Genomic DNA, 22698 nt, shown 5'->3' with positions numbered 1-22698 from the left:
TCAGTAGACGAGGACGGCGCGCAGGTAGGTGGCGATCCGACGCAGTTGATTGGCTTCCTGCATCGGACCGGTCAGTCGCAGCACGAACTGCTGGTCGATGACGCCGTCCGGGCCGCCCCGATAGTAGGCGACGACGGCCAGGCCGTGCCGCTGCTCGCCATCGGTGTTGATGAGCGCCTCGCCGTAGGTGGTGGCCTGGCCGCTGCGAGTCCACCGCGTGCCCCACGCCTCCTCGGCCATCCGCATGGCGGTCTGGCGGCGCTCGTCACACGGCTGCGGGCAGGCTCGGACGATCAGCTCACCGCCCATCGTCGACTCCCCCGATGCCGACCGGCCGCAGTTGTACTTGACGAACCCCTCAGCCTTACCCGCCAGGCTGCAGGACCAGTCCATCGGAACCTTGACCGGGAAGCCCAGCCCTTCGAGGTTGGTCAGCGTCCGCACGTTGTCCCGCTCGGTGAACGTCGGCCACTGTGCCGGCCACTTGCCGCTCTGCGGCGGCTCGATGCCCGGTGACTGTGGCGGCGCGGCGGGCATCGAGGGCGTCTCTGGGGTTGCGCTGCTGGCTACGTCCGCAGGCTTGTCGCCCGAGCCCTTCCAGATCGCCAGGCCGCCGCCACCCGCCAGCACCACCAGGACCAGTGCGGCGATCCCGATCCAGAGCCCGGTGCGCCGGGGCGGCGGCGTGGACGGGGTGATCCGGCGCACCGGTGCGGCGAACGCATCGGCACTCGGCCCGCTCACCGGGGAGACGTGTGCGGCCGGCGGTGACGAGGTCACCGCGGTCGGCGAGGTGGGCACGCCGGAGATGGGGTGCGGGACCGCAGAGACCAGCTGGCCGGGGATCGGGCCGGTCTGCACGGCCCAAGGCACCTGCGGCCCACCGGAGATCGGCTGCGGCGGGGCGGACACGGGCGGGGCGGACACCAAGGGTGGTGCGGAGACAGAAGGCGGGGCGGAGACCAGCGGCGGGGCGGACGTCGGTGGGATCGCCGGCGGGGCGGGGGTGTACTCGACGCCGAGGGCCCGGAACAGCTTTTCGGCGCCGGGGCCCGCCTCGGCGGGGTATGCCACCCAGGGCGCGGCGGCCGAGAAATCGGCGTACGTGTAGGGCATCGGGTCGGCCGACTGAGCCAGCAGGTCGGCAGCCCCGGCGAACGCCTCACGCCAGCCGGGTGTGGCGGCCACTGTGGCGTCGAGCACCGCAACGGTGACGAATCGGCCTTGCTCGTCGATCGCGGCCCATGCTTTCCCCACTGGAGACCCGCCGAGCGCGTGGGTGTACCTGTAGGGGCCTTCCGGCTGCATGCGCACTCCTCCGTTGAACCGCCGTGCGGATAGTACCGACCGTCGGCCAACCCGGCCCGCCCCGCCCGGGGCGACCGGTGGTGGCCGGTGCCGCTTGCCAGTGAAAATTCTCATGCATAGAGTCGACTCATGAATGAAGGAGCTGTCGAGGCACCCGCTGACCGGGTGCTCGACCTGTTCCAAGGGGTGCGGCTCACCCCCACCCAGCGCCGGATCGCGCACTGCCTTGTGCAGCACGCCCCCTCCGTTGCCTACCTGTCCGCGGCTGAGGTCGCCGAGTTGGCCGGGGTCAGTCAGCCGTCGGTCACCCGGTTCGCCGTCGCGCTCGGCCACGACGGCTACCCGGCGCTGCGCCGCCGGCTGCGTGACCTCACCGCCACCACGCCGGGCGGGTCGACGGACGCCGGCAACGAACTCCAGCAGGCGGTACGCGCCGAGATGGGCAACCTGGACCGACTGGCCGGTCAGCTCGCCGACCGGGACCGGATCGCCGAGATCGGGCGGCTCCTCGCCGAGAGTCGCCCACTGCCGGTGCTCGGCCTGCGCGCCGCCGCGCCGCTGGCCGCCTACTTCGCCTATTTCGCGGCGAAGGTGCACCCGGACGTGCGGGTCCTCGACGACGGCGGCAGCCTGCTCACCGACCGCCTGGAGCAGGCCGCCGAGGCCGGCGCGTCAGCCGTACTGGCCTTCGTGCTGCCCCGCTACCCCCGGGAGACCCTGGACGCGCTGCGCGACGCCCGCCACGCCGGGTTGACGGTCGTGGCGATCACCGACTCGCCGGTCAGCCCGGCCACCGAGCACGCCGACGTGGTGCTCGCCGCGGCGGTCGGCGCGCAGCTCGTCTTCGACCTGCACACCGCACCGATGACCCTGGCCATGGTGCTGTTGCAGGCGATCTGCGACGCCACCCCGGCCGACACCCAGCGCCGACTGGAGGCGTTCGAAGCCTCCGCGGCCCGCCGACAGTTGTTCCTCGGTTGACCGGAGGAGAACCAGAGATGACCCAGCCCATTCGTGCCGCACGGGGCAGCCAGCTCACCACCCGCGGGTGGCAGCAGGAGGGCGCCCTGCGGATGTTGATGAACAACCTCGATCCCGAGGTGGCCGAACGTCCCGACGACCTGGTGGTCTACGGCGGCACCGGCAAGGCGGCGCGGGACTGGCCGTCGTACCACGCGTTGGTCCGCACGCTGACCGACCTGCGCGAGGACGAGACGATGCTGGTGCAGTCGGGCCGCCCGGTCGGGGTGATGCGCACCCACGAGTGGGCGCCCCGGGTGCTGCTGGCCAACTCGAACCTGGTCGGCGACTGGGCGACCTGGCCGGAGTTCCGCCGCCTGGAGCAGCTCGGCCTGACCATGTACGGGCAGATGACCGCCGGCTCCTGGATCTACATCGGCACCCAGGGCATCCTCCAGGGCACCTACGAGACGTTCGCGGCGGTGGCCGCCAAGAGGTTCGAGAGCACCCTCGCTGGCACGCTGACGCTGACCGCGGGCTGCGGCGGGATGGGCGGCGCGCAGCCACTCGCGGTCACCATGAACGGCGGCGTCTGCCTGATCGTTGACGTGGACCGCACCCGGCTCGACCGTCGGGTGCACGACCGCTACCTGGACGAGGTCGCCGACTCCCTCGACGATGCGATCGCTCGGGTCCGCGCGGCGAAGCGGGAGCGCCGGGCGCTGAGCGTGGGCGTGGTCGGCAACGCCGCCGAGGTCTTCCCGGAGTTGCTGACCCGGGGCGTCGAGATCGACATCGTGACCGACCAGACCAGCGCGCACGATCCACTGGCGTACCTGCCGGTGGGGGTGGAGCTGGCCGAGGCCCGGGACTACGCCACCGCGAAGCCGGCCGAGTTCACCGACCGGGCCCGCGCGTCGATGGCGACGCACGTCGAGGCGATGGTTGGCTTCCTCGACGCCGGCGCCGAGGTGTTCGACTACGGCAACTCGATCCGGGGTGAGGCGCAGCTCGGCGGCTACCAGCGTGCCTTCGACTTCCCGGGCTTCGTGCCCGCGTACATCCGGCCGTTGTTCTGTGAGGGTAGGGGTCCGTTCCGGTGGGCGGCGCTCTCCGGCGACCCGGCCGACATCGCGGCCACCGACCGGGCCATCCTCGACCTGTTCCCGGAGAACGAGTCGCTGGCCCGGTGGATCAAGCTGGCCGGTGAGCGGGTTGCCTTCCAGGGCCTGCCGGCCCGGATCTGCTGGCTCGGTCAGGGCGAGCGGGACAGGGCGGGCGTGCGGTTCAACGACATGGTTGCCTCCGGCGAACTCTCCGCCCCGGTGGTGATCGGCCGCGACCACCTGGACACCGGCAGCGTCGCGAGCCCGTACCGGGAGACCGAGGGGATGGCCGACGGCTCCGACGCCATCGCCGACTGGCCGCTGCTCAACGCCCTGGTCAACACGGCCAGTGGGGCTTCCTGGGTGTCCATTCACCACGGCGGCGGGGTGGGCATCGGCCGGTCGATCCACGCCGGGCAGGTGTGCGTGGCCGACGGCACCGCCCTCGCCGGTCAGAAGATCGAGCGGGTGCTCACCAACGATCCCGCGATGGGCGTCATCCGGCACGTCGACGCCGGCTACGAGAGCGCCCGTGAGGTCGCCGACCGCACCGGCGTCCGGGTCCCCATGACCGAGGGACCAGCATGAGCGACAAGCTTTCCGCGCGGTTCCGGGCGCTGTGGGACGAGATCGCGCCGGTCGGGCGGGACGCCGGCAGCGGCGGCTATCTGCGGTACGCGTTGACCGAGCCGGAGCGGGAGCTGCGCACCTGGTTCCGGGCCCAGGCCGAGCGCCGTGCCATGCCGGTCACCGAGGACGGCAACGGCAACCTCTTCGCCCACTGGGGTGACCCGGAGGCGTCCGAGGCGGTGCTCACCGGCAGCCACTTCGACTCGGTGCCGCACGGCGGGGCGTACGACGGGCCGCTCGGCATCGTGAGCGCGTTCCTCGCCGTGGACGAGCTGCGCGCGGCGGGCGTCACCCCCGGCCGGCCGCTGGTGCTGGGCGCCTTCGTCGAGGAGGAGGGTGCGCGCTTCGGCGTACCGTGTCTGGGGTCGCGGCTGCTCACCGGGGCGCTGTCGGCAGAACGCGCGGCCGGCCTGCGCGACGCCGCCGGGGTGAGCTTCGCCGAGGCGCTCGGTGACCGGCCGGCGGGCGCCCGCCCGGAGGTGCTGGGCCGGTTCGGCGCCTTCGTGGAGTTGCACGTCGAACAGGGCCGCGCGCTCGTCGACACGGACTCGCCGGTCGCTGTGGCCAGCGCGATCTGGCCGCACGGCCGGTGGCGCTTCGACGTCGTCGGCGAGGGCAACCATGCGGGTACCACACGGATGGCCGACCGGCGCGACCCGATGCTGACCTACGCGTTCACGGTGCTGGCGGCCAACAAGGAGGCCCGGCTGCGCGGCGCGCACGCCACGGTGGGCCGGGTCGCCGTCGAACCCAACGCCACAAACGCGATCCCGTCGAAGGTGATCGGCTGGCTGGACGCCCGGGCCGCCGACCCGGAGACGCTGAACGGGCTGGTCGACGCGGTACGCGGCAAGCTCGCCGAGCGGGCTCGCCGCGACGGGACGACGGTGACAGTCACCGAGGAGTCGGCCACCCCGGTGGTCGCCTTCGACGGCGGGCTGGCCGAGCGCCTGGCCACAGTGCTCGACGCTCCGGTGCTGCCCACCGGCGCGGGGCACGACGCCGGGGTGCTCGCCGCGTACCTGCCCACCGCGATGCTCTTCGTGCGCAACCCGACCGGTGTCTCGCACTCCCCCGCCGAGGCGGCGACCGACGACGACTGCGCGGCCGGGGTACGGGCGCTGGCCCGGGTGCTGGAGGAGCTGACATGCCGGTGACACCGACCCGCTGGCTCGCCGAGTACGCCTGGCTGCCCGAGCACGCCGAACCCACACCCGACGTGCTGATCGAGGCCGAGGACGGTCGGATCACGGCGGTGACGCCGCTGACCCCGGGCAGCAGGCCACCGGCCGGGGTCGAGGTGTACGCCGATGCGGTGCCGCTGCCCGGCCTCACAGTGCCCGGCCTCGCGAACGTGCACTCGCACGCCTTCCACCGGGCGCTGCGCGGGCGTACCCACGGTGGGCGGGGTGACTTCTGGACCTGGCGGGACCAGATGTACGCCGTCGCGGACCGGCTGGACCCGGACACCTACCTCGCCCTGGCCCGGGCCGTGTACGCCGAGATGGCGCTCGCCGGGATCACCTGCGTGGGCGAGTTCCACTACCTGCACCACCGGCCGGACGGCGGCGCCTACGACGACCCGAACGCGATGGGCGCGGCGCTGGTCGAGGCCGCCGCGCACGCCGGTATCCGACTCACAGTGCTGGACACCTGCTACCTGACCTCCAGCGTGGACGGTCGGCCCCTCACCGGGCCGCAGCGCCGATTCGGCGACGGTGACGCGGGCCGCTGGGCCGAGCGGGCCGCGGCGTTCCAGCCGGCGGACCCGCACGCCCGGGTCGGCGCTGCCGTGCACTCGGTGCGGGCCGTCCCAGCCGATCAGTTGCGCACTGTCGCCGACTGGGCCCGGGAGCGGCAGGCGCCGCTGCACGTGCACCTCTCCGAACAGCCCGCCGAGAACGACGAGTGCCGGGCCGTGCACGGGCGCTCGCCCACCGCGCTGCTCGCCGAGCACGGCGTGCTCGGGCCGCACACCACAGCCGTCCACGCCACCCACCCCACCAGCGCGGACCTGTCCCTGCTCGCCGACAGCCGGACCGGTGTGTGCCTCTGCCCGACCACCGAGCGGGACCTCGCCGACGGCATCGGCCCGGCCCGGCTGATGGCCGACGCGGGCATCCGGTTGAGCCTCGGCAGCGACAGCCACGCCGTGATCGACCTGTTCGAGGAGGCCCGGGCGGTGGAGCTGGACGAGCGGCTGCGTACCCGCCGACGCGGTCACTTCGCGCCGCTCGACCTGCTGAACGCGGCCAGCGTCGCCGGGCACGCCGCGCTGGGCTGGGCCGACGCCGGAAGGATCGCTGTGGGCGCCCGCGCCGACCTGGTGACGGTACGCCTGGACAGCGCCCGCACCGCCGGAGTGCCGCCGGTCGGCGCGTTCTTCGCCGCCGGCGCGGCGGACGTCGAGCAGGTGGTGGTGGACGGCCGGGTGGTGGTGGCCGAGGGCCGACACCTGACCGTCGACGTGCCGACCGAACTGTCGTCCGCGATCGAGGCGGTGACACCCGCATGAGCGGCAGCCTGCTTGTCGACAACATCGGGGAGCTGGTCACCAACGGTGCCGGCGAGGGCCCGCTCGGCATCCGACGCAACGCCGCAGTGCTGGCCGAGGCGGGCCGGGTGGTCTGGGTCGGGCCGTCCGCGTACGCGCCGGCCGCCGACCATCACATCGACGCCGGTGGGGCCGCCGTGCTGCCCGGTTTCGTGGACAGCCACGCCCACCTGGTCTTCGCCGGGGATCGGGCCGCCGAGTTCGCCGCCCGGATGGCCGGTGAGCCCTACACCGGCGGCGGCATCCGGACCACCGTCGGTGCCACCCGGGCCGCCACCGACGAGGAACTGCGGGCCACAGTGCGCCGGCTGCGCGGGGAGGCGCTGCGCCAGGGCACCACGACCATGGAGATCAAGAGTGGGTACGGCCTGACCGTCGCCGACGAGGCCCGCTCGCTGCGGATCGCCGCCGAGATCAGCACCGAGACCACCTTCCTGGGCGCGCACGTGGTGCCCGCCGAGTACGCCGACCGCCCCGACGACTACGTCGGGTTGGTCTGCGGGCCGATGCTGGCCGCCGCCGCCCCGTACGCGAAGTGGATCGACGTGTTCTGCGAGCGGGGCGCCTTCGACGTGGACCACGCCCGCGCCATCCTGGCCTGCGGTCAGGCCGCCGGGCTGGGCGTACGGCTGCACGCCAACCAACTCGGCCCCGGCCCCGGGGTGCAGCTGGGAGTGGAGCTGGACGCGGCCAGCGTCGACCACTGCACCCACCTGAGCGACGCCGACGTGGCCGCGCTGGCCGACACGGCCCACAGCGACGGGTCGGGCACCCGCACGGTGGCAACCCTGTTGCCCGGCGCGGAGTTCTCCACCCGCTCGCCCTACCCGAACGCCCGCCGGCTGCTCGACGCCGGTGTCACTGTGGCGCTGGCGACGGACTGCAACCCCGGCTCGTCGTACACCTCGTCGATGCCGTTCTGCGTGGCCCTCGCGGTCCGCGAGATGCGGATGACCCCGGCGGAGGCCGTCTGGGCCGCCACCGCCGGTGGCGCGCGGGCGCTGCGCCGCGACGACATCGGTGTCCTCACCCCCGGCGCGCGGGCCGACCTCGTCGTCCTCGACGCGCCGTCGTACCTGCACCTGGCCTACCGGCCCGGTGTCCCCCTGATCCGCCAGGTAATACGCAACGGAGCACCACAATGACGCACGTGACCATCCAGCCCACCGGGATCACCGCCGACGACGTGCGCGCGGTGGCCCGCGGCACCGCCACTGTCGTCCTCGCACCGGCCACCATCGACGCCATGGCGACCAGCCGGGCCATCGTGGACGGCATCGAGTCGTCGGGGCGTCCCGTCTACGGGGTCTCCACCGGGTTCGGCGCGTTGGCCAACACCTTCATCGCCCCGGAGCGACGGGCCGAGCTGCAACACGCACTGATCCGCTCGCACGCCGCCGGGGTGGGCGCCCCGATGCCGCGCGAGGTGGTCCGGGCCATGATGCTGCTGCGGGTCCGGTCCCTCGCCCTGGGCCGATCCGGCGTGCGGCCGCTGGTCGCGGAGGCCCTGGTCGACCTGCTCAACCACGACATCACCCCCTGGGTGCCGGAGCACGGCTCGCTGGGCGCCTCCGGTGACCTGGCGCCGCTGGCGCACTGCGCGCTGGTGCTGCTCGGCGAGGGCTGGGTGCTCGGCCCGGCCGGTGAGCGGCAGGACGCGGCCGACGCGCTGACCGCCGCCGGGCTCAAGCCGATCGAGCTGGCCGCCAAGGAGGGGCTGGCGTTGATCAACGGCACCGACGGCATGCTCGGCATGCTGCTGCTGGCCATCCACGACGCGGCGCACCTGTTCGCCATGGCCGACGTGACGGCAGCGCTGGCCATCGAGGCGATGCTCGGCTCGGAGCGACCGTTCCTGCCCGAGCTGCACGCGATCCGGCCACACCCCGGTCAGGCGACGTCGGCGGCGAACATCCACCGGTTGTTGCAGGACTCCCGGGTGATGGACTCGCACCGCGACGACCTGGCGCACGCCGTGCAGGACGCGTACTCGATGCGCTGCGCCCCGCAGGTGGCCGGCGCGGCCCGCGACACCCTGGACTTCGTCCGCACTGTCGCCGGCCGAGAGCTGGTGTCCGTTGTGGACAACCCGGTGGTGCTGCCGGACGGCCGGGTCGAGTCGACGGGTAACTTCCACGGCGCGCCGCTCGGCTTCGCCGCGGACTTCCTCGCCATCGCCGCCGCCGAGGTGGGCGCGATCGCCGAGCGGCGGGTGGACCGGCTGCTCGACGTCACCCGCTCCCGGGAGCTGCCGGCGTTCCTCTCCCCCGACGCCGGGGTCAACTCCGGGCTGATGATCGCCCAGTACACGGCGGCCGGGATCGTCGCCGAGAACCGCCGGCTGGCCGCCCCCGCCTCGGTGGACTCGCTGCCCACCAGCGGAATGCAGGAGGACCACGTCTCGATGGGCTGGGCGGCGGCCAAGAAGCTGCGTACCGTGCTGGACAACCTGACCAGCCTGCTCGCGGTGGAGCTGCTGGCCGGCGTACGCGGCCTCCAGCTGCGCGCCCCGCTGGTGCCGTCCCCGGCCGGCCGGGCGGCCGTCGCCGCGCTCGGTCCGGCGGCCGGCGAGCCCGGCCCGGACGTGTTCCTCGCCCCGGTGATGGAGGCCGCCCGTGCCGTCGTCGCCGGGCCGGAGTTGCGCACCGCCATCGAACGGGAGGTCGGCCCGCTGGGCTGATCTCCATCGGGTCGCTGTCGTCCGCCGCGGGTCAGGCGGCGGGCGGCAGCACCTCGCGCCCGTCAGGCGGCCGGCGGCAGCACCTTGGCGATCAGCTTGGCCAGCTCGCGCAACGCCTTGCCCCGGTGACTGATGGCGTCCTTCTCCGCCGGGGTCAGTTCGGCGTTTGTCCGGTCCTGTCCGTCGCCCAGGAAGATCGGGTCGTAGCCGAACCCGCCGTCACCGCGCGGCGCGCGCAGCACCCGCCCGGACTGCCGGCCATCGACGAGGTGCTCCTTGCCGCCGGGCAGCACCAACGCCACGGTGCACACGAACGAGGCGGCCCGCTGCTCGTCGGGCACGTCGCCGATCTGGTCTAGCACCAGTTGGAGGTTGGCCCGGTCGTCGCCGTGCTGGCCGGACCAGCGGGCGCTGAACACCCCCGGCATGCCGTTGAGCGCGTCGACCGCGAGCCCGGAGTCGTCGGCGATCGTCGGCAGCCCGCTCTGCCGGCAACCCTCCCGCGCCTTGATCAGCGCGTTCTCGCCGAAGGTCAGGCCGGTCTCCGGCAGTTCCGCGTACTGCTCGACGTCGTCCAGCCCGAGCAGGGCGATCCGGTGCGCGCCGAGTGCGCCGTCGAGGATCCGCTGTAGCTCGACGAGCTTCTTGCGGTTACGGGTGGCGAGCAGGACCTTGTTCATGAGAGAGCCTTCCGCTGGGCTTCGGCCAACTCGGCGCAGCCGGCGACGGCCAGGTCGAGCAGGGCGTCGAGCTGGTCGCGGGCGAACACGCCCGCCTCGCCGGTGCCCTGCACCTCGACGAAGTCGCCTGCGCCGGTGACCACCACGTTCATGTCCACCTCGGCGGCGACGTCCTCCTCGTAGCAGAGGTCGAGCCGGGCCTCCCCGGCGATGATCCCCACGCTGACCGCGGCCACCGAACGGTGCATCACCTTCTCCGGCTTACCTGCCAACGACTTCCGGGCGGCGAGCCAGCCCACCGCGTCGTGCAAGGCGACGTACGCGCCGGTGATTGCGGCCGTGCGGGTGCCACCGTCGGCCTGGAGCACGTCGCAGTCGAGCACTACCGAGTTCTCACCGAGCGCCTTCAGGTCGATGCTGGCCCGCAGACTGCGGCCGATCAACCGGGAGATCTCGTGGGTCCGGCCACCGACCCGACCCTTGACGCTCTCCCGGTCGGAGCGGGTGTTCGTGGCCCGGGGCAGCATCGCGTACTCGGCGGTCACCCAGCCGAGCCCGGAGCCCTTGCGCCAGCGGGGCACCCCCTCGGTGACGCTCGCCGTGCAGAGCACCCGGGTGCCGCCGAACTCGACGAGCACCGAGCCCTCCGGATGGGTGCTCCAGCCACGGGTCAGGGTCACCGGTCGAAGTTGAGAGGGCCCTCGCCCGTCAGGTCGCGCCATCCCTGCACCCTATGCGGTGCGGCGATCGACCTCGCTCGGGGTGCCCCGGAGAACGTCCGCGCCGTGCACACCGAGGAACCCGGCGACGGCGGCCGGCCAGCCGAACTCCTCGGCCCGCACCCTGGCGGCCCGCCGCCGCTGCGCCTCCGGCCGGGCCGCCAGGCGGGTCACCGCCGCCGCCATCGACACCCCCGAGCCGTACGCCGCCAGCCCGGCGTCGCCGACCACCTCGGGTAGCGCGCTGGCCGCGTTGACCACCACCGGAGTGCCGCAGGCCAGCGCCTCCAGGCCAGCGAGACCGAAGGTCTCCACCGGGCCCGGCGCCAGCACCACGTCCGCGCTGGCCAGCAGCGCGGCCACCGTGGCGCGGTCCGGCAGGAAACCGGTGAAGGTGACCGGCAGCCCCTCCGCCCGTCGGGCCAGCGCGCCGCGCAGTGGGCCGTCGCCGGCCATCACCAGCACCGCCGGCACGCCCTCCCGGCGCAGCTCGGCGAGGGTCTGCACGGCCAACTCCGGCCGCTTCTCCGGGGACAGCCGCGCGCAGTGCACCAACAGCAACTCGCCGGTGTCGGCGTACCGCTCGCGCACCAGGGGGTCGGCCCGGTGCGGCGCGAAGGTGTCCAGGTCCACCCCGAGCGGCACCAGATCCACGTTGTCGGCGCCGATCCGGTCGAACTCCTCGGCAGCCCAGCGGGTCGTGCAGACGATCCGGTCGTACGCCCGACTGGTCGCCCGGTTGAGCCGGTCGGCGGTCGGGCGGCGCAGCGCATCCGGCACACCCCACTGGCCGAGCAGCCCGGTCAGCGACTCGTGCGACACCATCACCGACGGGACCCCGTGCGCCCGCGCCCACCGGCCCGTCCAGCGCAGCGACGACCGGTCGGAGACCTCCAACCGGTCCGGTGCCAGGTCGGTGAGGAGCCGCGCCAACCGGCGTCGGCCGGCCAGCAGCCGGTAACCACCGGTGCCCGGCATCCGCGGCCCGGGCAGTGTGACCACCCGCCCCCATGGGTACGTCTCGTCAGCGGCCCGCTGACCCGGTATCACCAGCACCGGATCGTGTCCGGCCGCCCGGTAGCCCGCGCCGAGGTGCCGCAGCGCGGTACGCAGGCCGCCGGAGCGTTCCGTGACGAAGTTGGCGATCCGCACGATCCGCAGGCCGCCGACGGGCCCGGTCACGAGGCGGCCGGCAGGCCGACGGTGGCGGCAACGGCGCGTACCGCGTGGTAGTGCCCGATCAGCTCGTCGCCGACCGCCGCCCAGCTGCGGCGACTGACCGCGACCCGGGCGGCCAGCCCGTAGGCCCGCCGCCGGTCGGCGTCGCCGGTCAGCTCGGCCACCGCCGCGGCGAGCGCGTTGCCGTCGTTCGGCGGCACCAGCAGGCCGGTCACGCCGTGGTCGACGAGGTCGACCGGGCCGCCGCTGGCCGGCGCCACGACCGGCACCCCGGAGGCCAGCGCCTCCTGGATGGTCTGGCCGAAGGTCTCGTGCGGTCCGGTGTGCACGAACAGGTCCAGGCTGGCGTAGAGCCGCGCCAGGTCCTCGCCCTGCTGCACGCCCAGGAACGTCACCCCGGGCAGCTCGCGCGCCAACTGGCGGTGGGTCGGGCCGTCGCCGGCCACCACCACCCGTACGCCGGGCAGTCGGGACGTCGCCGCCAGCAACTCCACCCGCTTCTCCGGGGCGAGCCGACCGACGTAGCCGACCAGCAGCTCACCGCCGGGCGCCAGCCGGTCCCGCAGCGCCGCGCACCGCTTGGCCGGATCGAAGCGAACGGCGTCCACACCGCGCCGCCACAGCCAGATCCGCTGCACCCCGTTCGCGATCAGGTCGGCGGCGGCCCGGGTGGACGGGGCGAGGGTGCGCTGCGCCGAGTTGTGGATCTCGCGGATCCGCCGCCACGCCGCGGCCTCGCCCCAACTGACGCGGTACGCCCGGGCGTACGCCGCCACATCGGTCTGGTAGACCGCCACAGTGGGCAGCCCGTGCCGGCTGGCCAGCGTGGCCGCCCGGGCGCCCAGGACGAACGGACTGGCCAGGTGGACCACGTCCGGCTCGGCCGACAGCAGCGCCCCGGTCAGTCGGGAGTTGGTCGGCACACCCAGCCGGAAGCCCTGGTAGCGGGGCAGCGGCACGCTCGGGATGCGCACCACCGAGTACGGCAGCCGGTCGATGTTCTGCCGGCCGCCGCCCGGCGGGGCGGGCGCGATGACCACCGGCTCATGGCCCTGGTCGAGCAGGTGCTCCGCCGTCCGCACCACAGAGTGCGCGACGCCGTTCACATCCGGTGGGAACGACTCGGTCACGATGGCGATCCGCATGCCCACACCGTGCGGGTGCCACGGGTGCGCCAGACGACCGCCCGCTGACCGGCCGGCGAACAGTACGGCACAACACCGCGGCCGGCCTCGCAAACCGGGACTCGGTGCGTCAGATGTCGTAGCTGGCGCCGGGCCGGACCACTTCGAGCGGCCCGGTGTACGCGGAAGCGGCCGACTCCAGCGTGTGCGCCTCGCTGCCCCAGGCGGGCACCAGGTGGGTGAGCAGCAGCCGACCCACAGCGGCCTTGGTCGCCGCCTCACCGGCCTCCCGACCGGTCAGGTGCAGGTCCGGCGGATTGTCCATGCCGTCGAGGTAACTGGCCTCGCAGAGGAACACGTCGGCGTTCTGGGCCAGCCGCAGCAACGCCTCGCAGGGTGCGGTGTCCGACGAGTAGCACAGCGAACGGCCGTCGTGCTCCAGCCGCACACCGTACGTCTCGACGGGGTGGTTGACCCGGTCGACGGTGACGGAGAACGGGCCGATCGGGAAGGTGCCCGGCTGGAGCGCGTAGAACTGGTACACGTCCTCCACCGAACCGTCGTCGCCGTACGCGGCGCTGAGCCGGTCCGGCGCGCCGGCGGGCGCGTACACCGGCAGCGCCGGGTAGGGGCCGTCCGGGGCGTACCGGCGCACCACCACGTACAGCACGGCGTCGAACATGTGATCACAGTGCAGGTGGGTCAGCAGGATGGCGTCCGGGGCGTGCAGACCCGCGTACCGCTGGAGGCTGGACAGCGACCCCGAGCCGAAGTCGACCAGGAGCCGGAAGCCGTCGGCCTCGATGAGATAGGCCGAGCAGGGCGACTCGGGGCCAGGGAAACTGCCGGCGCTTCCCAGAACGGTCAGTCGCATCGAGTGGTCTCGCTGTCACTATCAGTAGCACCCGCACCGGCGACGGTCCCGGCCATGATCTCTACCGACGCGTACGCCACGCTGCGCAGCCTACGCTGGCGCACCCGGCAGCAAGAATCATCCAACGGAAGTTGTCACGAACGTGACACCCGCTCGCGGTACGTCGGGAAGCGCACGGGCCGTCGACGAATGTCGACGGCCCGTAGTCGGCAGACCAGATCGGTCAGGCCCAGAGCTGCCCCTCCAGGGCGTCCTCGGCATCGGCGAGTGTGCCGCCGTACGCGCCGGTGGACAGGTACTTCCACCCGCCGTCACAGACCACGAAGGCCACGTCGGCCCGCCGGCCGTCGCGCACCGCCTCGTGCGCCACCGCCAGCGCGGCGTGCAGGATCGCGCCTGTGGAGAACCCGGCGAAGATGCCCTCCACCTCCACCAGCTGGCGGGTGCGCAACACCGCGTCCCGGGTGCCGACCGAGAACCTCCGAGAGAGCACCGAGGCGTCGTAGAGCTCCGGAACGTACCCCTCGTCGATGTTGCGCAGGCCGTAGACCAACTCGCCGTAGCGCGGCTCGGCGGCGACGATCTGAATGCCCTCGACCTTTTCCCGCAGGTAACGCCCGGTGCCCATCAGGGTGCCGGTGGTGCCCAGCCCGGCCACGAAGTCCGTGATGCTGGGCAGGTCGTGCAGCAGCTCCGGCCCGGTCGTCTCGTAGTGCGCCCGGGCGTTGGCCTCGTTGCCGTACTGGTAGAGCATCACCCAGTCGGGGTGCTCGACGGCGATCTGCTTCGCCGTGGCGACCGCCTGGTTGGAACCACCCGCCGCCGGCGAGAAGATGATCTCGGCCCCGTACATCCGGAGCAGCTGCACCCGCTCGGTGGAGACGTTCTCCGGCATCACGCAGACCAGCCGGTAGCCGCGCAGCTTCGCCACCATCGCCAACGAGATGCCGGTGTTGCCACTCGTCGGCTCGAGGATGGTGTCACCCGTGCGGAGCCGGCCAGCCTCCTCCGCCGCCCGGACCATGAACAGCGCCGCGCGGTCCTTGATGCTGCCGGTGGGGTTGCGGTCCTCCAGCTTGGCCCAGAGCCGCACCGGAGGGGCACCGTCGGGCACCGTCGGGGAGAGTCGGGGCAGGCCGACAAGCGGCGTGCCCCCGCAGGCGTCGAGCAGGCTGTCGTACCGCGCCATGGCGGCCGACCTCAGCGAGCCGCGACGGCGTCGCGCGCCACCGCGGCGGCGGCACTCTGCGAGCTGATGCTGTGCGAGCTGATCGCCGCTGCCGCCGCGAAGCCGAACGCGCCGCCGGCCACGGCCGGCAGGATGGTGACGCTGTCGCCGTCGGAGAGCTTCGCGTCCAGCGCGCCGAGGAAGCGGACGTCCTCGTCGTTCACGTAGACGTTGACGAAGCGGTGCAGCGTGCCCGCGTCGGTGATCAGCCGGCCGCGCAGACCGCCGTGCCGGGAATCCAGGTCGGTGAGCAGATCGGCGAGCGTGTCGCCGCTGCCGTCGACGACCTTGGCGCCGCCGGTGTAGCTGCGCAGGATGGTGGGGATGCGAACCTCAATAGCCATGATGTGGAAACTCCTCGATCGGGTGTGCCTACGGTGACGGGACGAGCGGGCTGCGGCGCTGACAGGTCAGCGGCCGGAACACTCGTAATCGACCGTCGCCGGGCTCTGCCCGAACATGTAGGACTGGACGGCGTGCGGGTCGACACCGGCCTCCACGACACGCACCGGCTCCTCGGTGACCACGCCGTCGACGATCCGGAACGACCGGATCTCCTCCGAGTCGGGTTCACGGGTCGAGACGAGCAGGTAGTGCGCCCCTGGCTCACCGGCGAAGGAGACATCCGTCCGCGACGGGTACGCCTCGGTGGCGGTGTGCGAGTGGTAGATGACGACGGGCTCTTCGTCCCGGTCGTCCATCTCCCGCCAGACGCGCAGGTGCTCCATCGAGTCGAACTCGTAGAAGGTCATCGACCGCGCGGCATTGTCCATCGGGATGTGCCGGGTCGGGGTGTCGCTGCCGACGGGACCGGCGACCACGCCGCACGCCTCGTCTGGGTGATCCCGGCGCGCGTGGGCGACGATCGCGTCGATGATCGACCGGTCGATGCTCAGCACGTGCACCAGCCTAACGCCTGCCGGGCACGGGCCGAAGTGGTGCCGGTCACCCCTAGTCGATCAAGGCGTTGAGCAGCGACTCCTGTAGATACCCGAGATAGGCGTAGACCGAAAGCTGGAACACCCGGCTGGAACCCGGGTCCTCCGCGACCGCGTCGTCCAACTCCTCGCCCAGATCGGTGCCGTCCTTGATCTCCAGACGGACGCCCATCGCGAGCCGGGCGTCGTTCAGCGCCCGCAACCACGCCTCGGCGGCCTCGGCGTCCAGCCGCACCTCGCCGCCGGCCTCGTCCGGCAACGCGGCCAGGATCGCCCCCGCCTGATCGATCTTCGCGGTCTTCAGGTCGCCCTCGGTGTAGCGACGAAACTCTGCGGTGCCCGGAGCGTCCTTCGGGTAGACCGCCGGAAAGAGCCGACCGACGACCGGGTCGGTGTGGTCGAAGCCGTCGGTGAGCAGACCCACCACCTCGGAGGCGACCTTGCGCAGCACCCGCACCTCGTCGACGGCGAAGACGGCGACGTAGCGACCGGCCTGGCGATGGAACATGCTCATGATCTGTCCACCGTCGCCCACAGCCCGTACGCGTGCAGCTGCGACGCGTCGTGCTCCATGCGTTCGCGGGCACCGGTGGAGACCACGGCGCGGCCCTTGTGGTGCACGTCCATCATCAGCTGCTCGGCCCTCTCCCGGCTGTAGCCGAAAAGCTTTTGAAAGACCCAGGTCACGTACGTCATCAGATTGACCGGGTCGTCCCACACGATCGTCACCCACTGCCGGTCGGACGCCGGCACCTCGTCAGTGTCCGGCGTCTCGAACGGTGCAACCTGCGGAGCCGCCATGCCCCCCATCGTGCCACCGGTTTCCCGGAACCGAGGAACCGGAACGCCGGCCCGGCGCGGATCACCCACCTCGGGCCCTCCCGGCCCGCCCCGGACGCCATCGGAGGCGGGGTCCGGGCCGGACCCGGACCAACCGGTGGGCGCGCCGTCAGGCGAGCAGAATGCCGTGATCGACTGCATCGGAGAGCACCACGCCCAGCGAGAGGCGGATCACCTCGAACCGTCGGGAGATCTCCCTGGACAACCCCAACTCGACCTCACGAACCGCCCGTTGGGACCAGGCCCGCGCCGCGCTGTGGTCGTCGTTGCCGGGCGTACGCCACTGCTGCCAGCAACCGCCGGAGAGCGCCACCGCGACCGGCGGGAGCACCTCGTCCCGGGAAGCCGCCGGATAGCTGGCGGCGGCGTCGATCGCCTCCAGGCCGGTCAACTCGGCCACGCCCGCCGTGCTGGTGATCAGCAGAACCTTGTCCAATTCGTGGCCGGGCCGGTGATCGGCCAGGCCGTACTGCACCGCGGCGGCGATCCGACGTCGCACGCCCTCGGACGGCGGCACGCCGAGCACCTGGGACGCTACGTCGGTCACGATGCCGCGCACCGCCTGGTCGCACTGCGCGGTGGCCAACAGCGACAACGCCGCCATCTCCCGGTCGAGGAGATCCGGTAGGCCGGCACAGCCGACGCCGAACACGATCTCCTGCACGGCCCGCAGGTGGATGTTCGCCAACTCCAGGGCGAGGTGCTGGCGAATCCGCTGTGCACACGTGCGGGCGTGGCGGTCGAGCCGCTCGGACCAGTCACCCGGATCGGCAGCCACTGCGACGCGGCCCTGCTGGCCCGGGAGGACCGGCGGATCGACGCTGGCCCGCTGCAACCCCTCACGCGACGCCCAACCCACCAGCGCCCGCCGCAGGTCGGCGGCGGTGTCGGCGTCGTCGACCGGGAACCACCGGGCGCCGGCCAACGCCGGCACCGCGGCCAGGAGCGCCGCGCGATGTGCCTCCACCGTCACCGCTACCGCGTCCACCTCGGTCTCCGCACCTCCGACCGGCGGGACGGACGCCCCCGCGCCCTCCGTAGTCGCCGTGCCGTCGGTCAGCGGAGCCCACCCCGCCGCGCCGGGGGTGACCGCGAAGACGACCTCCACCGAGGTGAGGGCGACTTCGGCGAGCAGGTTCAACTCAGCGGCGGTGAAGGCCTGGTCGGCGGCGATCACGAAGAGCAGCGCGCCGGCTCGGCCCGCCGCTTCGAGCAGCACCCGGGTGCCGGACACCCCGAGGGTGGCGGTGTCCGGAACGTCGATCAGGGTGAAGTGCCGCAGCAGCGGCTCGGGCACGCTCAGCTCGACACGCCGGGGCGGGCGGGCCAACGCCGGACCGGCGGCGTCCCGGTCCGCGCCGTACGAGTGCGGCAGGCGGTAACCGGGCACGAACGCCGCACGGGTGGGCACCTTGGCGTCGCGCACCACCAACCAACTGCCCGCCGGCACGGTGAGCATGACCGGATCGAGCCCGAGCAGGGTGGCCAGCACGGCACGCCGCTCGGCACCGGCCGGACCGACGGCGATCACACCGAGCGGCTCGTCCGGGGCGGCGCCGGACACGCCGACCCGGGTGGGGAGTGGGCCGCAGGCGGGTAGATCGGTGGGGCCGGTCATGTCGCCCGGCGAGTCGACCGAGGGGAGAGGGCCCTGCTTCATCAGGTGCCTCCCGTTGCAGGTGACCGGAGGTCCGGTCGCGAAAATTCCGGTACAACAACCCGGATGTCGGAAGACTACGGGCGGGCTGGCAACCGGGCGGAACACCTCGAATACTCACCGGTAATTGTGCGATTACTCAACTTCGCACGGTGACGGTACGGGCGCGGACGGATTCCGGTCGATATGCTGCGCGAATGAGTCGATGGGAGTTCGTCGGCCGCACGGATGAGCTCAACCGCCTGCTGGAGGCGGTGACCGGTGAGGCCGGCCGCGGGCTCTTCTTCAGCGGCAGCGCTGGCATCGGCAAGAGTCGCCTGCTGCGCGAGGGCGTGGGCGCGTTGCCCACCGACCGGTTCGCGATCTGGTCCATCGCCGCCAGCGCCACCACCGCGGCGCTGCCGTTCGGTGGGCTGGTCCAGGTCCTCCCCGCCGAGCAGCCCCAGGGCCTCTCCCCCGCCGGCATCCTGCGCTGGGCGCTCAACGTGCTGCAACAGCAGGCGGCCGGCCGACGGATCGTGCTCGCCATCGACGATGCCCACCTGCTCGATCCCCCCTCGGCCGCACTGGTGCACCTGGTCGCCCGCGCCGAGAACGCCACAGTGGTCGGCACCCTGCGCGACGGCGAGCAGATCCCGCTGCCGATCCGCGCACTCTGGACCGACGACCTGGTCGAGCACGTCGAGCTGACCCCGATGCCGCAGGCAGAGACCACCGACCTGCTGGCGGCGATCCTGGGCGGCCCGGTCGACGCCGGCTCCGCCGACCGGCTCGGCCGGCTGTCGGCCGGCAACCCGCTGCTGCTGCGCGAGCTGGTGCACGCCGCCAACGGCAGCGCCGAGTTGAAGCGCACGTACGGGATCTGGAAGTGGACCGGGCGACTGGAGCTGGCGCCCAACCTGACCGACCTCATCGACACCCGGGTCGGCAAGCTCACCGACGGCGTGCGCGCGGTCGTCGAGCTGGTCGCGTTCGGCGAACCACTGGGCCTGCACCTCCTGAGGCAGGCCGCCGAGCAGTCGGACGTGGAGACCGCCGAGGAACGCGGGCTGATCACCGTCATCCAGCACGACCGGCGCACCAACGTCCGGCTGGCGCACCCGCTCTACGGCGAGGTGATGCGCCGACGCTGCCCGGTCAGCCGCACCCGCCGACTTCAGGCACACCTCGCCGAGCTGCTCGAGCAGGTCGGCAAACGCCGCCGCGACGACCTGTTGCGGGTGGCCGTCTGGCGACTCGACTCCGGCACCGCACAGGACCCTGCTCTGCTGCTGGACGCCGCGGTGCAGGCGTTCACCCGCTACGACGTGCCGCTGGCGACCCGCCTGGCTCGGGCCGCGCTGAACGCCGACGGCGGCTACGACGCGGCCGAGCTGCTGGCCACCATCCTGATGTTCGCCGACCGGCCCGACGAGGCGATCGACGTCCTCGACGCTGTCACCCCCGAGCCCGGCGACGAGCGACGGCTCTGCCGGTGGCTGACCGTCCGCGGCATGGTCAGCTACTGGGGGCTGAGCCGGGAGTCCACGGTGGAGGAGATCGCAAGCCGGGTCGAGCAGCTCAGCGACTCCGCCGACCGGTCCCGGGTGCACGCCTTCGAGGCGATCATGCGCCTGCACGGACTGGACACGGCCACCGCGGTGCAGCTCAGCCGACGAGTACTGGACCGGCCGGCGGCCGGCGTCGCCGCCCGCGAGCTGGCCCGTTCCACCATCGCGTACGTCCAGGCCGCGCAGGGTGAGCTGACCCGCAGCGGTACGGCGATCGCCCAGGTGCACTCGGCCGCGGCGAGCTGGCGTACCGACATGCCGTACCTCCAGTTGGCCCTGGAGCTGGCCCGAGGCACCCGGCTCATGCTCACCGGCGACCTGGCCGGCATCGACGCGATAGTGGCCGACGAGTTCGCCGACCTCGCCGGAGCCGGCGACTTCCGCCTCGGCACCGGCTACCTGGCCATCCTCCAGGCGTACGCGGCCCGGCTGCGCGGGCAGAGCGACGCGGCCATGCGGACCTCGCTGGGCGCCTGCGCGGTGCTGGCCACGAGTCGGGTCTACGCCGGTCTGGCTCAGGCCGAACGCGCCCAGGCGGCGGCGCTGCGCGGTGACGCGGCACAGGCGGTTGCGGCGATGGCCGAAGCCGACCGCACCCACGCGCCGGGCATGGCCGTGCTCTACCCGTGGCTGGAGCAGGCTCGGGGTGCGTCGCTCGCCGCCTCGGGTGACCTGCCGGGCGCTGTCAAACACCTCGGTGACCTGGTGGATCGGCTGCGCTCGGACGGCTTCGCCGGGCACGAGGTGCATGTGCTGCACGACCTCGTCCGACTCGACCAGGCGGGCATGGCGGTCGGGCCCACCTGCTCCGACGGTGGCCGGCGCACCGTCGCGCAGCGCCTCGCCGAGCTCTCCGAGCGGGTCGACGGGGTGCTGCCGCCGCTGCTGGCCCGGCACGCCCGCGCCGCGGTGACCGACTCCCCCACCGACCTGCTCGCGGTCGCCGACGACTATGCGGCCCTGGAGTTGACCGTGTACGCCGCCGAGGCCACCTCCCAGGCCGTCCAGCGGCTACGCCAGCAACACTCGGCTGCGGCAAACGACGCCCGGGAGCGCCTCGCCGGGTTGCTCGGGCGCTGTGACCTGATCCGGACGCCGGCGCTCCAGGCCGGCGCGCCAGTGCTCACCGAGCGGGAGTGGCAGGTGGCGCGCCTCGCCGCGCACGGCGCCCCCAGCCGGGCCATCGCCGAACGGCTCTACCTCTCGGCGCGCACTGTGGAGAACCACCTCCAGCGGATCTACGCCAAGCTCGGCGTCACCGGCCGGGCCGAGCTGTGGGCGGCGTTACGTTCGATCCCGGGCCACGACGGCGGCGACCCGAGCTGAACCTTAGGCTGGGGTGGTGAGCATCCACCGCCCCGCGCTCCTGACCGACCACTACGAGCTGACCATGGTCAGCGCGGCACTGAAGGACGGCACCGCCGACCGCCGGTGTGTCTTCGAGGTGTTCAGCCGCCGGCTGCCCAGCGGCCGCCGGTACGGCGTGGTCGCCGGAACGGCCCGGCTGATCGAGCTGATCCGCGACTTCCGGTTCGACAGCACCGAGGTCGAGTTCCTGCTGCGAACCGGGGTGGTCGACGAGACGGCGGCGGCATGGCTCACCGACTACCGCTTCACTGGCGACGTCGACGGGTACGCCGAGGGTGAGCTGTTCTTCCCCGGTTCACCGATCCTCACCGTCTCCGGCGGCTTCGCCGAATGTGTGGTGCTGGAGACGCTGGTGCTGTCAGTGCTCAACCACGACAGCGCGGTGGCCGCCGCCGCAGCCCGGATGGTGACCGCGGCGCGGGGCCGGGCACTTATCGAGATGGGGTCGCGTCGGGCGCACGAGGAGGCGGCGGTGGCCGCGGCGCGGGCCGCGTACCTGGCCGGGTTCCGGTTCACGTCCAACCTCGCCGCCGGGGCCCGCTACGGCATCCCGACGGCGGGCACGGCGGCGCACGCGTTCACCCTGCTGCACGACGACGAGCGGGCGGCGTTCGCCTCGCAGGTCGCCACGCTGGGCAAGGACACCACGTTGCTGGTCGACACGTACGACATCAGCCAGGGCATCCGCAACGCCATCGCGGTGGCGGGGCCTGACCTGCGGGCGGTACGGATCGACTCCGGTGACCTCGCGGTGATCGCCCAGCAGTCCCGGGAGTTGCTCGACTCGCTGGGTGCCACCGAGACCAAGATCATCGTTTCCGGTGACCTGGACGAGTACGCGATCGCCGCACTGGCCGCCGAACCGGTGGACATGTACGGCGCCGGCACGGCCGTGGTCACTGGCTCCGGGGCACCGACCGCCGGGCTTGTCTACAAGCTGGTCGAGGTCGAGGGACGGCCGGTGGTGAAGCGCTCCGAGCACAAGGCCACCATCGGCGGCCGGAAGGTCGCGGTCCGCCGGCACAAGCCGACCGGCACCGCCACCGAGGAGGTCATCGTCCCGCAGGGTGTTCCGGACCGGCAGCCCAACGACCGCCTGCTCCAGCAGTCGTACGTGGTCGCCGGTGAGTCGGTGCCGCTGCCCACCCTCGACGAGTCACGGGAGCACCTGCGGGAGTGCCTGATCTCCATTCCGTGGGAGGGGCTGAAGCTCTCGGCCGGCGACCCGGCCGTGCCGGTCACCGTCGTACCCGCCGGCTGAGTCATCCCCCGAGCGCCACCCACCGACAGTGCGGAGAGAGGA

General features: G+C 72.9%; 20 protein-coding genes. 8 read left to right on the top strand and 12 right to left on the bottom strand.

The annotated features are described in order from the left end of the window. Window positions 1-1257 (bottom strand): hypothetical protein, encoded by a 1257-nt coding sequence (locus ACLJOK_RS21795; RefSeq protein WP_410820535.1) that lies wholly within the window; start codon window positions 1255-1257, stop codon window positions 1-3. Window positions 1258-1437: 180 nt separating this feature from the next. Here ACLJOK_RS21795 and ACLJOK_RS21790 point away from each other — a divergent pair, with 180 nt between their 5' ends. The 6 genes from ACLJOK_RS21790 to hutH are packed head-to-tail and all read left to right on the top strand — an operon-like array spanning window position 1438 to window position 9238. Continuing rightward, on the top strand, window positions 1438-2289 hold the full coding sequence (locus ACLJOK_RS21790) for a MurR/RpiR family transcriptional regulator (RefSeq protein WP_410820534.1): 852 nt from the start codon (window positions 1438-1440) through the stop codon (window positions 2287-2289). Between the two features lie 17 nt (window positions 2290-2306). Beyond that, window positions 2307-3962 carry a urocanate hydratase gene (gene hutU / locus ACLJOK_RS21785; RefSeq protein WP_410820533.1) on the top strand — a complete coding sequence of 552 codons (1656 nt, stop codon included), beginning with the start codon at window positions 2307-2309 and terminating at the stop codon, window positions 3960-3962. Next, on the top strand, window positions 3959-5161 hold the full coding sequence (locus ACLJOK_RS21780) for an allantoate amidohydrolase (protein WP_410820532.1): 1203 nt from the start codon (window positions 3959-3961) through the stop codon (window positions 5159-5161). Before hutU ends, ACLJOK_RS21780 begins: the two co-directional genes overlap by 4 nt. Further along, window positions 5152-6519 (top strand): formimidoylglutamate deiminase, encoded by a 1368-nt coding sequence (locus ACLJOK_RS21775; protein ID WP_410820531.1) that lies wholly within the window; start codon window positions 5152-5154, stop codon window positions 6517-6519. The genes ACLJOK_RS21780 and ACLJOK_RS21775 overlap by 10 nt, the downstream gene beginning before the upstream one ends. After that, the gene (hutI, locus tag ACLJOK_RS21770; RefSeq protein ID WP_410820530.1) at window positions 6516-7703 is read left to right on the top strand and encodes an imidazolonepropionase; all 1188 of its coding nucleotides are present in this window, start codon (window positions 6516-6518) and stop codon (window positions 7701-7703) included. The genes ACLJOK_RS21775 and hutI overlap by 4 nt, the downstream gene beginning before the upstream one ends. After that, a complete protein-coding gene (gene hutH / locus ACLJOK_RS21765) occupies window positions 7700-9238 on the top strand; it encodes a histidine ammonia-lyase (protein WP_410820529.1) in 1539 nt (512 codons plus the stop codon). Before hutI ends, hutH begins: the two co-directional genes overlap by 4 nt. 62 nt (window positions 9239-9300) lie before the next feature. Here hutH and rdgB read toward each other — a convergent pair whose 3' ends face one another. The 11 genes from rdgB to ACLJOK_RS21710 all read right to left on the bottom strand — a co-directional run bounded on the left by rdgB (window position 9301) and on the right by ACLJOK_RS21710 (window position 18480). Continuing rightward, window positions 9301-9918 carry an RdgB/HAM1 family non-canonical purine NTP pyrophosphatase gene (gene rdgB, locus ACLJOK_RS21760; protein ID WP_357270395.1) on the bottom strand — a complete coding sequence of 206 codons (618 nt, stop codon included), beginning with the start codon at window positions 9916-9918 and terminating at the stop codon, window positions 9301-9303. After that, window positions 9915-10640, bottom strand: coding sequence for a ribonuclease PH (gene rph, locus ACLJOK_RS21755; RefSeq protein ID WP_410820528.1), 726 nt, complete (start codon window positions 10638-10640; stop codon window positions 9915-9917). The genes rdgB and rph overlap by 4 nt, the downstream gene beginning before the upstream one ends. Before the next feature lie 9 nt (window positions 10641-10649). Then, window positions 10650-11819: a glycosyltransferase gene (locus tag ACLJOK_RS21750; protein WP_410820527.1), complete on the bottom strand. Its 1170-nt coding sequence runs from the start codon at window positions 11817-11819 to the stop codon at window positions 10650-10652. Further along, on the bottom strand, window positions 11816-12961 hold the full coding sequence (locus tag ACLJOK_RS21745; protein WP_410820526.1) for a glycosyltransferase family 4 protein: 1146 nt from the start codon (window positions 12959-12961) through the stop codon (window positions 11816-11818). The genes ACLJOK_RS21750 and ACLJOK_RS21745 overlap by 4 nt, the downstream gene beginning before the upstream one ends. 109 nt (window positions 12962-13070) lie before the next feature. Next, window positions 13071-13814, bottom strand: coding sequence for an MBL fold metallo-hydrolase (locus ACLJOK_RS21740; RefSeq protein WP_410820525.1), 744 nt, complete (start codon window positions 13812-13814; stop codon window positions 13071-13073). Between the two features lie 223 nt (window positions 13815-14037). Beyond that, window positions 14038-15003: a PLP-dependent cysteine synthase family protein gene (locus tag ACLJOK_RS21735; RefSeq protein ID WP_328650747.1), complete on the bottom strand. Its 966-nt coding sequence runs from the start codon at window positions 15001-15003 to the stop codon at window positions 14038-14040. Between the two features lie 11 nt (window positions 15004-15014). Beyond that, window positions 15015-15386: a MoaD/ThiS family protein gene (locus ACLJOK_RS21730; protein ID WP_410820524.1), complete on the bottom strand. Its 372-nt coding sequence runs from the start codon at window positions 15384-15386 to the stop codon at window positions 15015-15017. 66 nt (window positions 15387-15452) lie between these two features. Continuing rightward, window positions 15453-15941, bottom strand: coding sequence for a Mov34/MPN/PAD-1 family protein (locus ACLJOK_RS21725; RefSeq protein WP_030487200.1), 489 nt, complete (start codon window positions 15939-15941; stop codon window positions 15453-15455). A 52-nt stretch (window positions 15942-15993) separates the two neighbouring features. Continuing rightward, window positions 15994-16494: a DUF2017 domain-containing protein gene (locus ACLJOK_RS21720; RefSeq protein ID WP_410820523.1), complete on the bottom strand. Its 501-nt coding sequence runs from the start codon at window positions 16492-16494 to the stop codon at window positions 15994-15996. Further along, on the bottom strand, window positions 16491-16781 hold the full coding sequence (gene clpS, locus ACLJOK_RS21715; RefSeq protein ID WP_410820522.1) for an ATP-dependent Clp protease adapter ClpS: 291 nt from the start codon (window positions 16779-16781) through the stop codon (window positions 16491-16493). Before clpS ends, ACLJOK_RS21720 begins: the two co-directional genes overlap by 4 nt. Window positions 16782-16929: 148 nt before the next feature. Continuing rightward, a complete protein-coding gene (locus ACLJOK_RS21710; protein WP_410820521.1) occupies window positions 16930-18480 on the bottom strand; it encodes a hypothetical protein in 1551 nt (516 codons plus the stop codon). Between the two features lie 194 nt (window positions 18481-18674). On the opposite strand from ACLJOK_RS21710, the gene ACLJOK_RS21705 reads away from it, so the two are divergent. Further along, window positions 18675-21353, top strand: a complete 2679-nt coding sequence (locus ACLJOK_RS21705; protein WP_410820520.1) for a LuxR C-terminal-related transcriptional regulator — start codon at window positions 18675-18677, stop codon at window positions 21351-21353. Window positions 21354-21369: 16 nt separating this feature from the next. After that, window positions 21370-22656, top strand: a complete 1287-nt coding sequence (locus ACLJOK_RS21700) for a nicotinate phosphoribosyltransferase (RefSeq protein WP_410820519.1) — start codon at window positions 21370-21372, stop codon at window positions 22654-22656. Window positions 22657-22698: the final 42 nt, after the last annotated feature.

Source organism: Micromonospora sp. 050-3, assembly GCF_046549335.1.
Lineage (GTDB): Bacteria > Actinomycetota > Actinomycetes > Mycobacteriales > Micromonosporaceae > Micromonospora > Micromonospora trifolii.
This window is presented reverse-complemented; position numbering and strand designations above follow the sequence as displayed.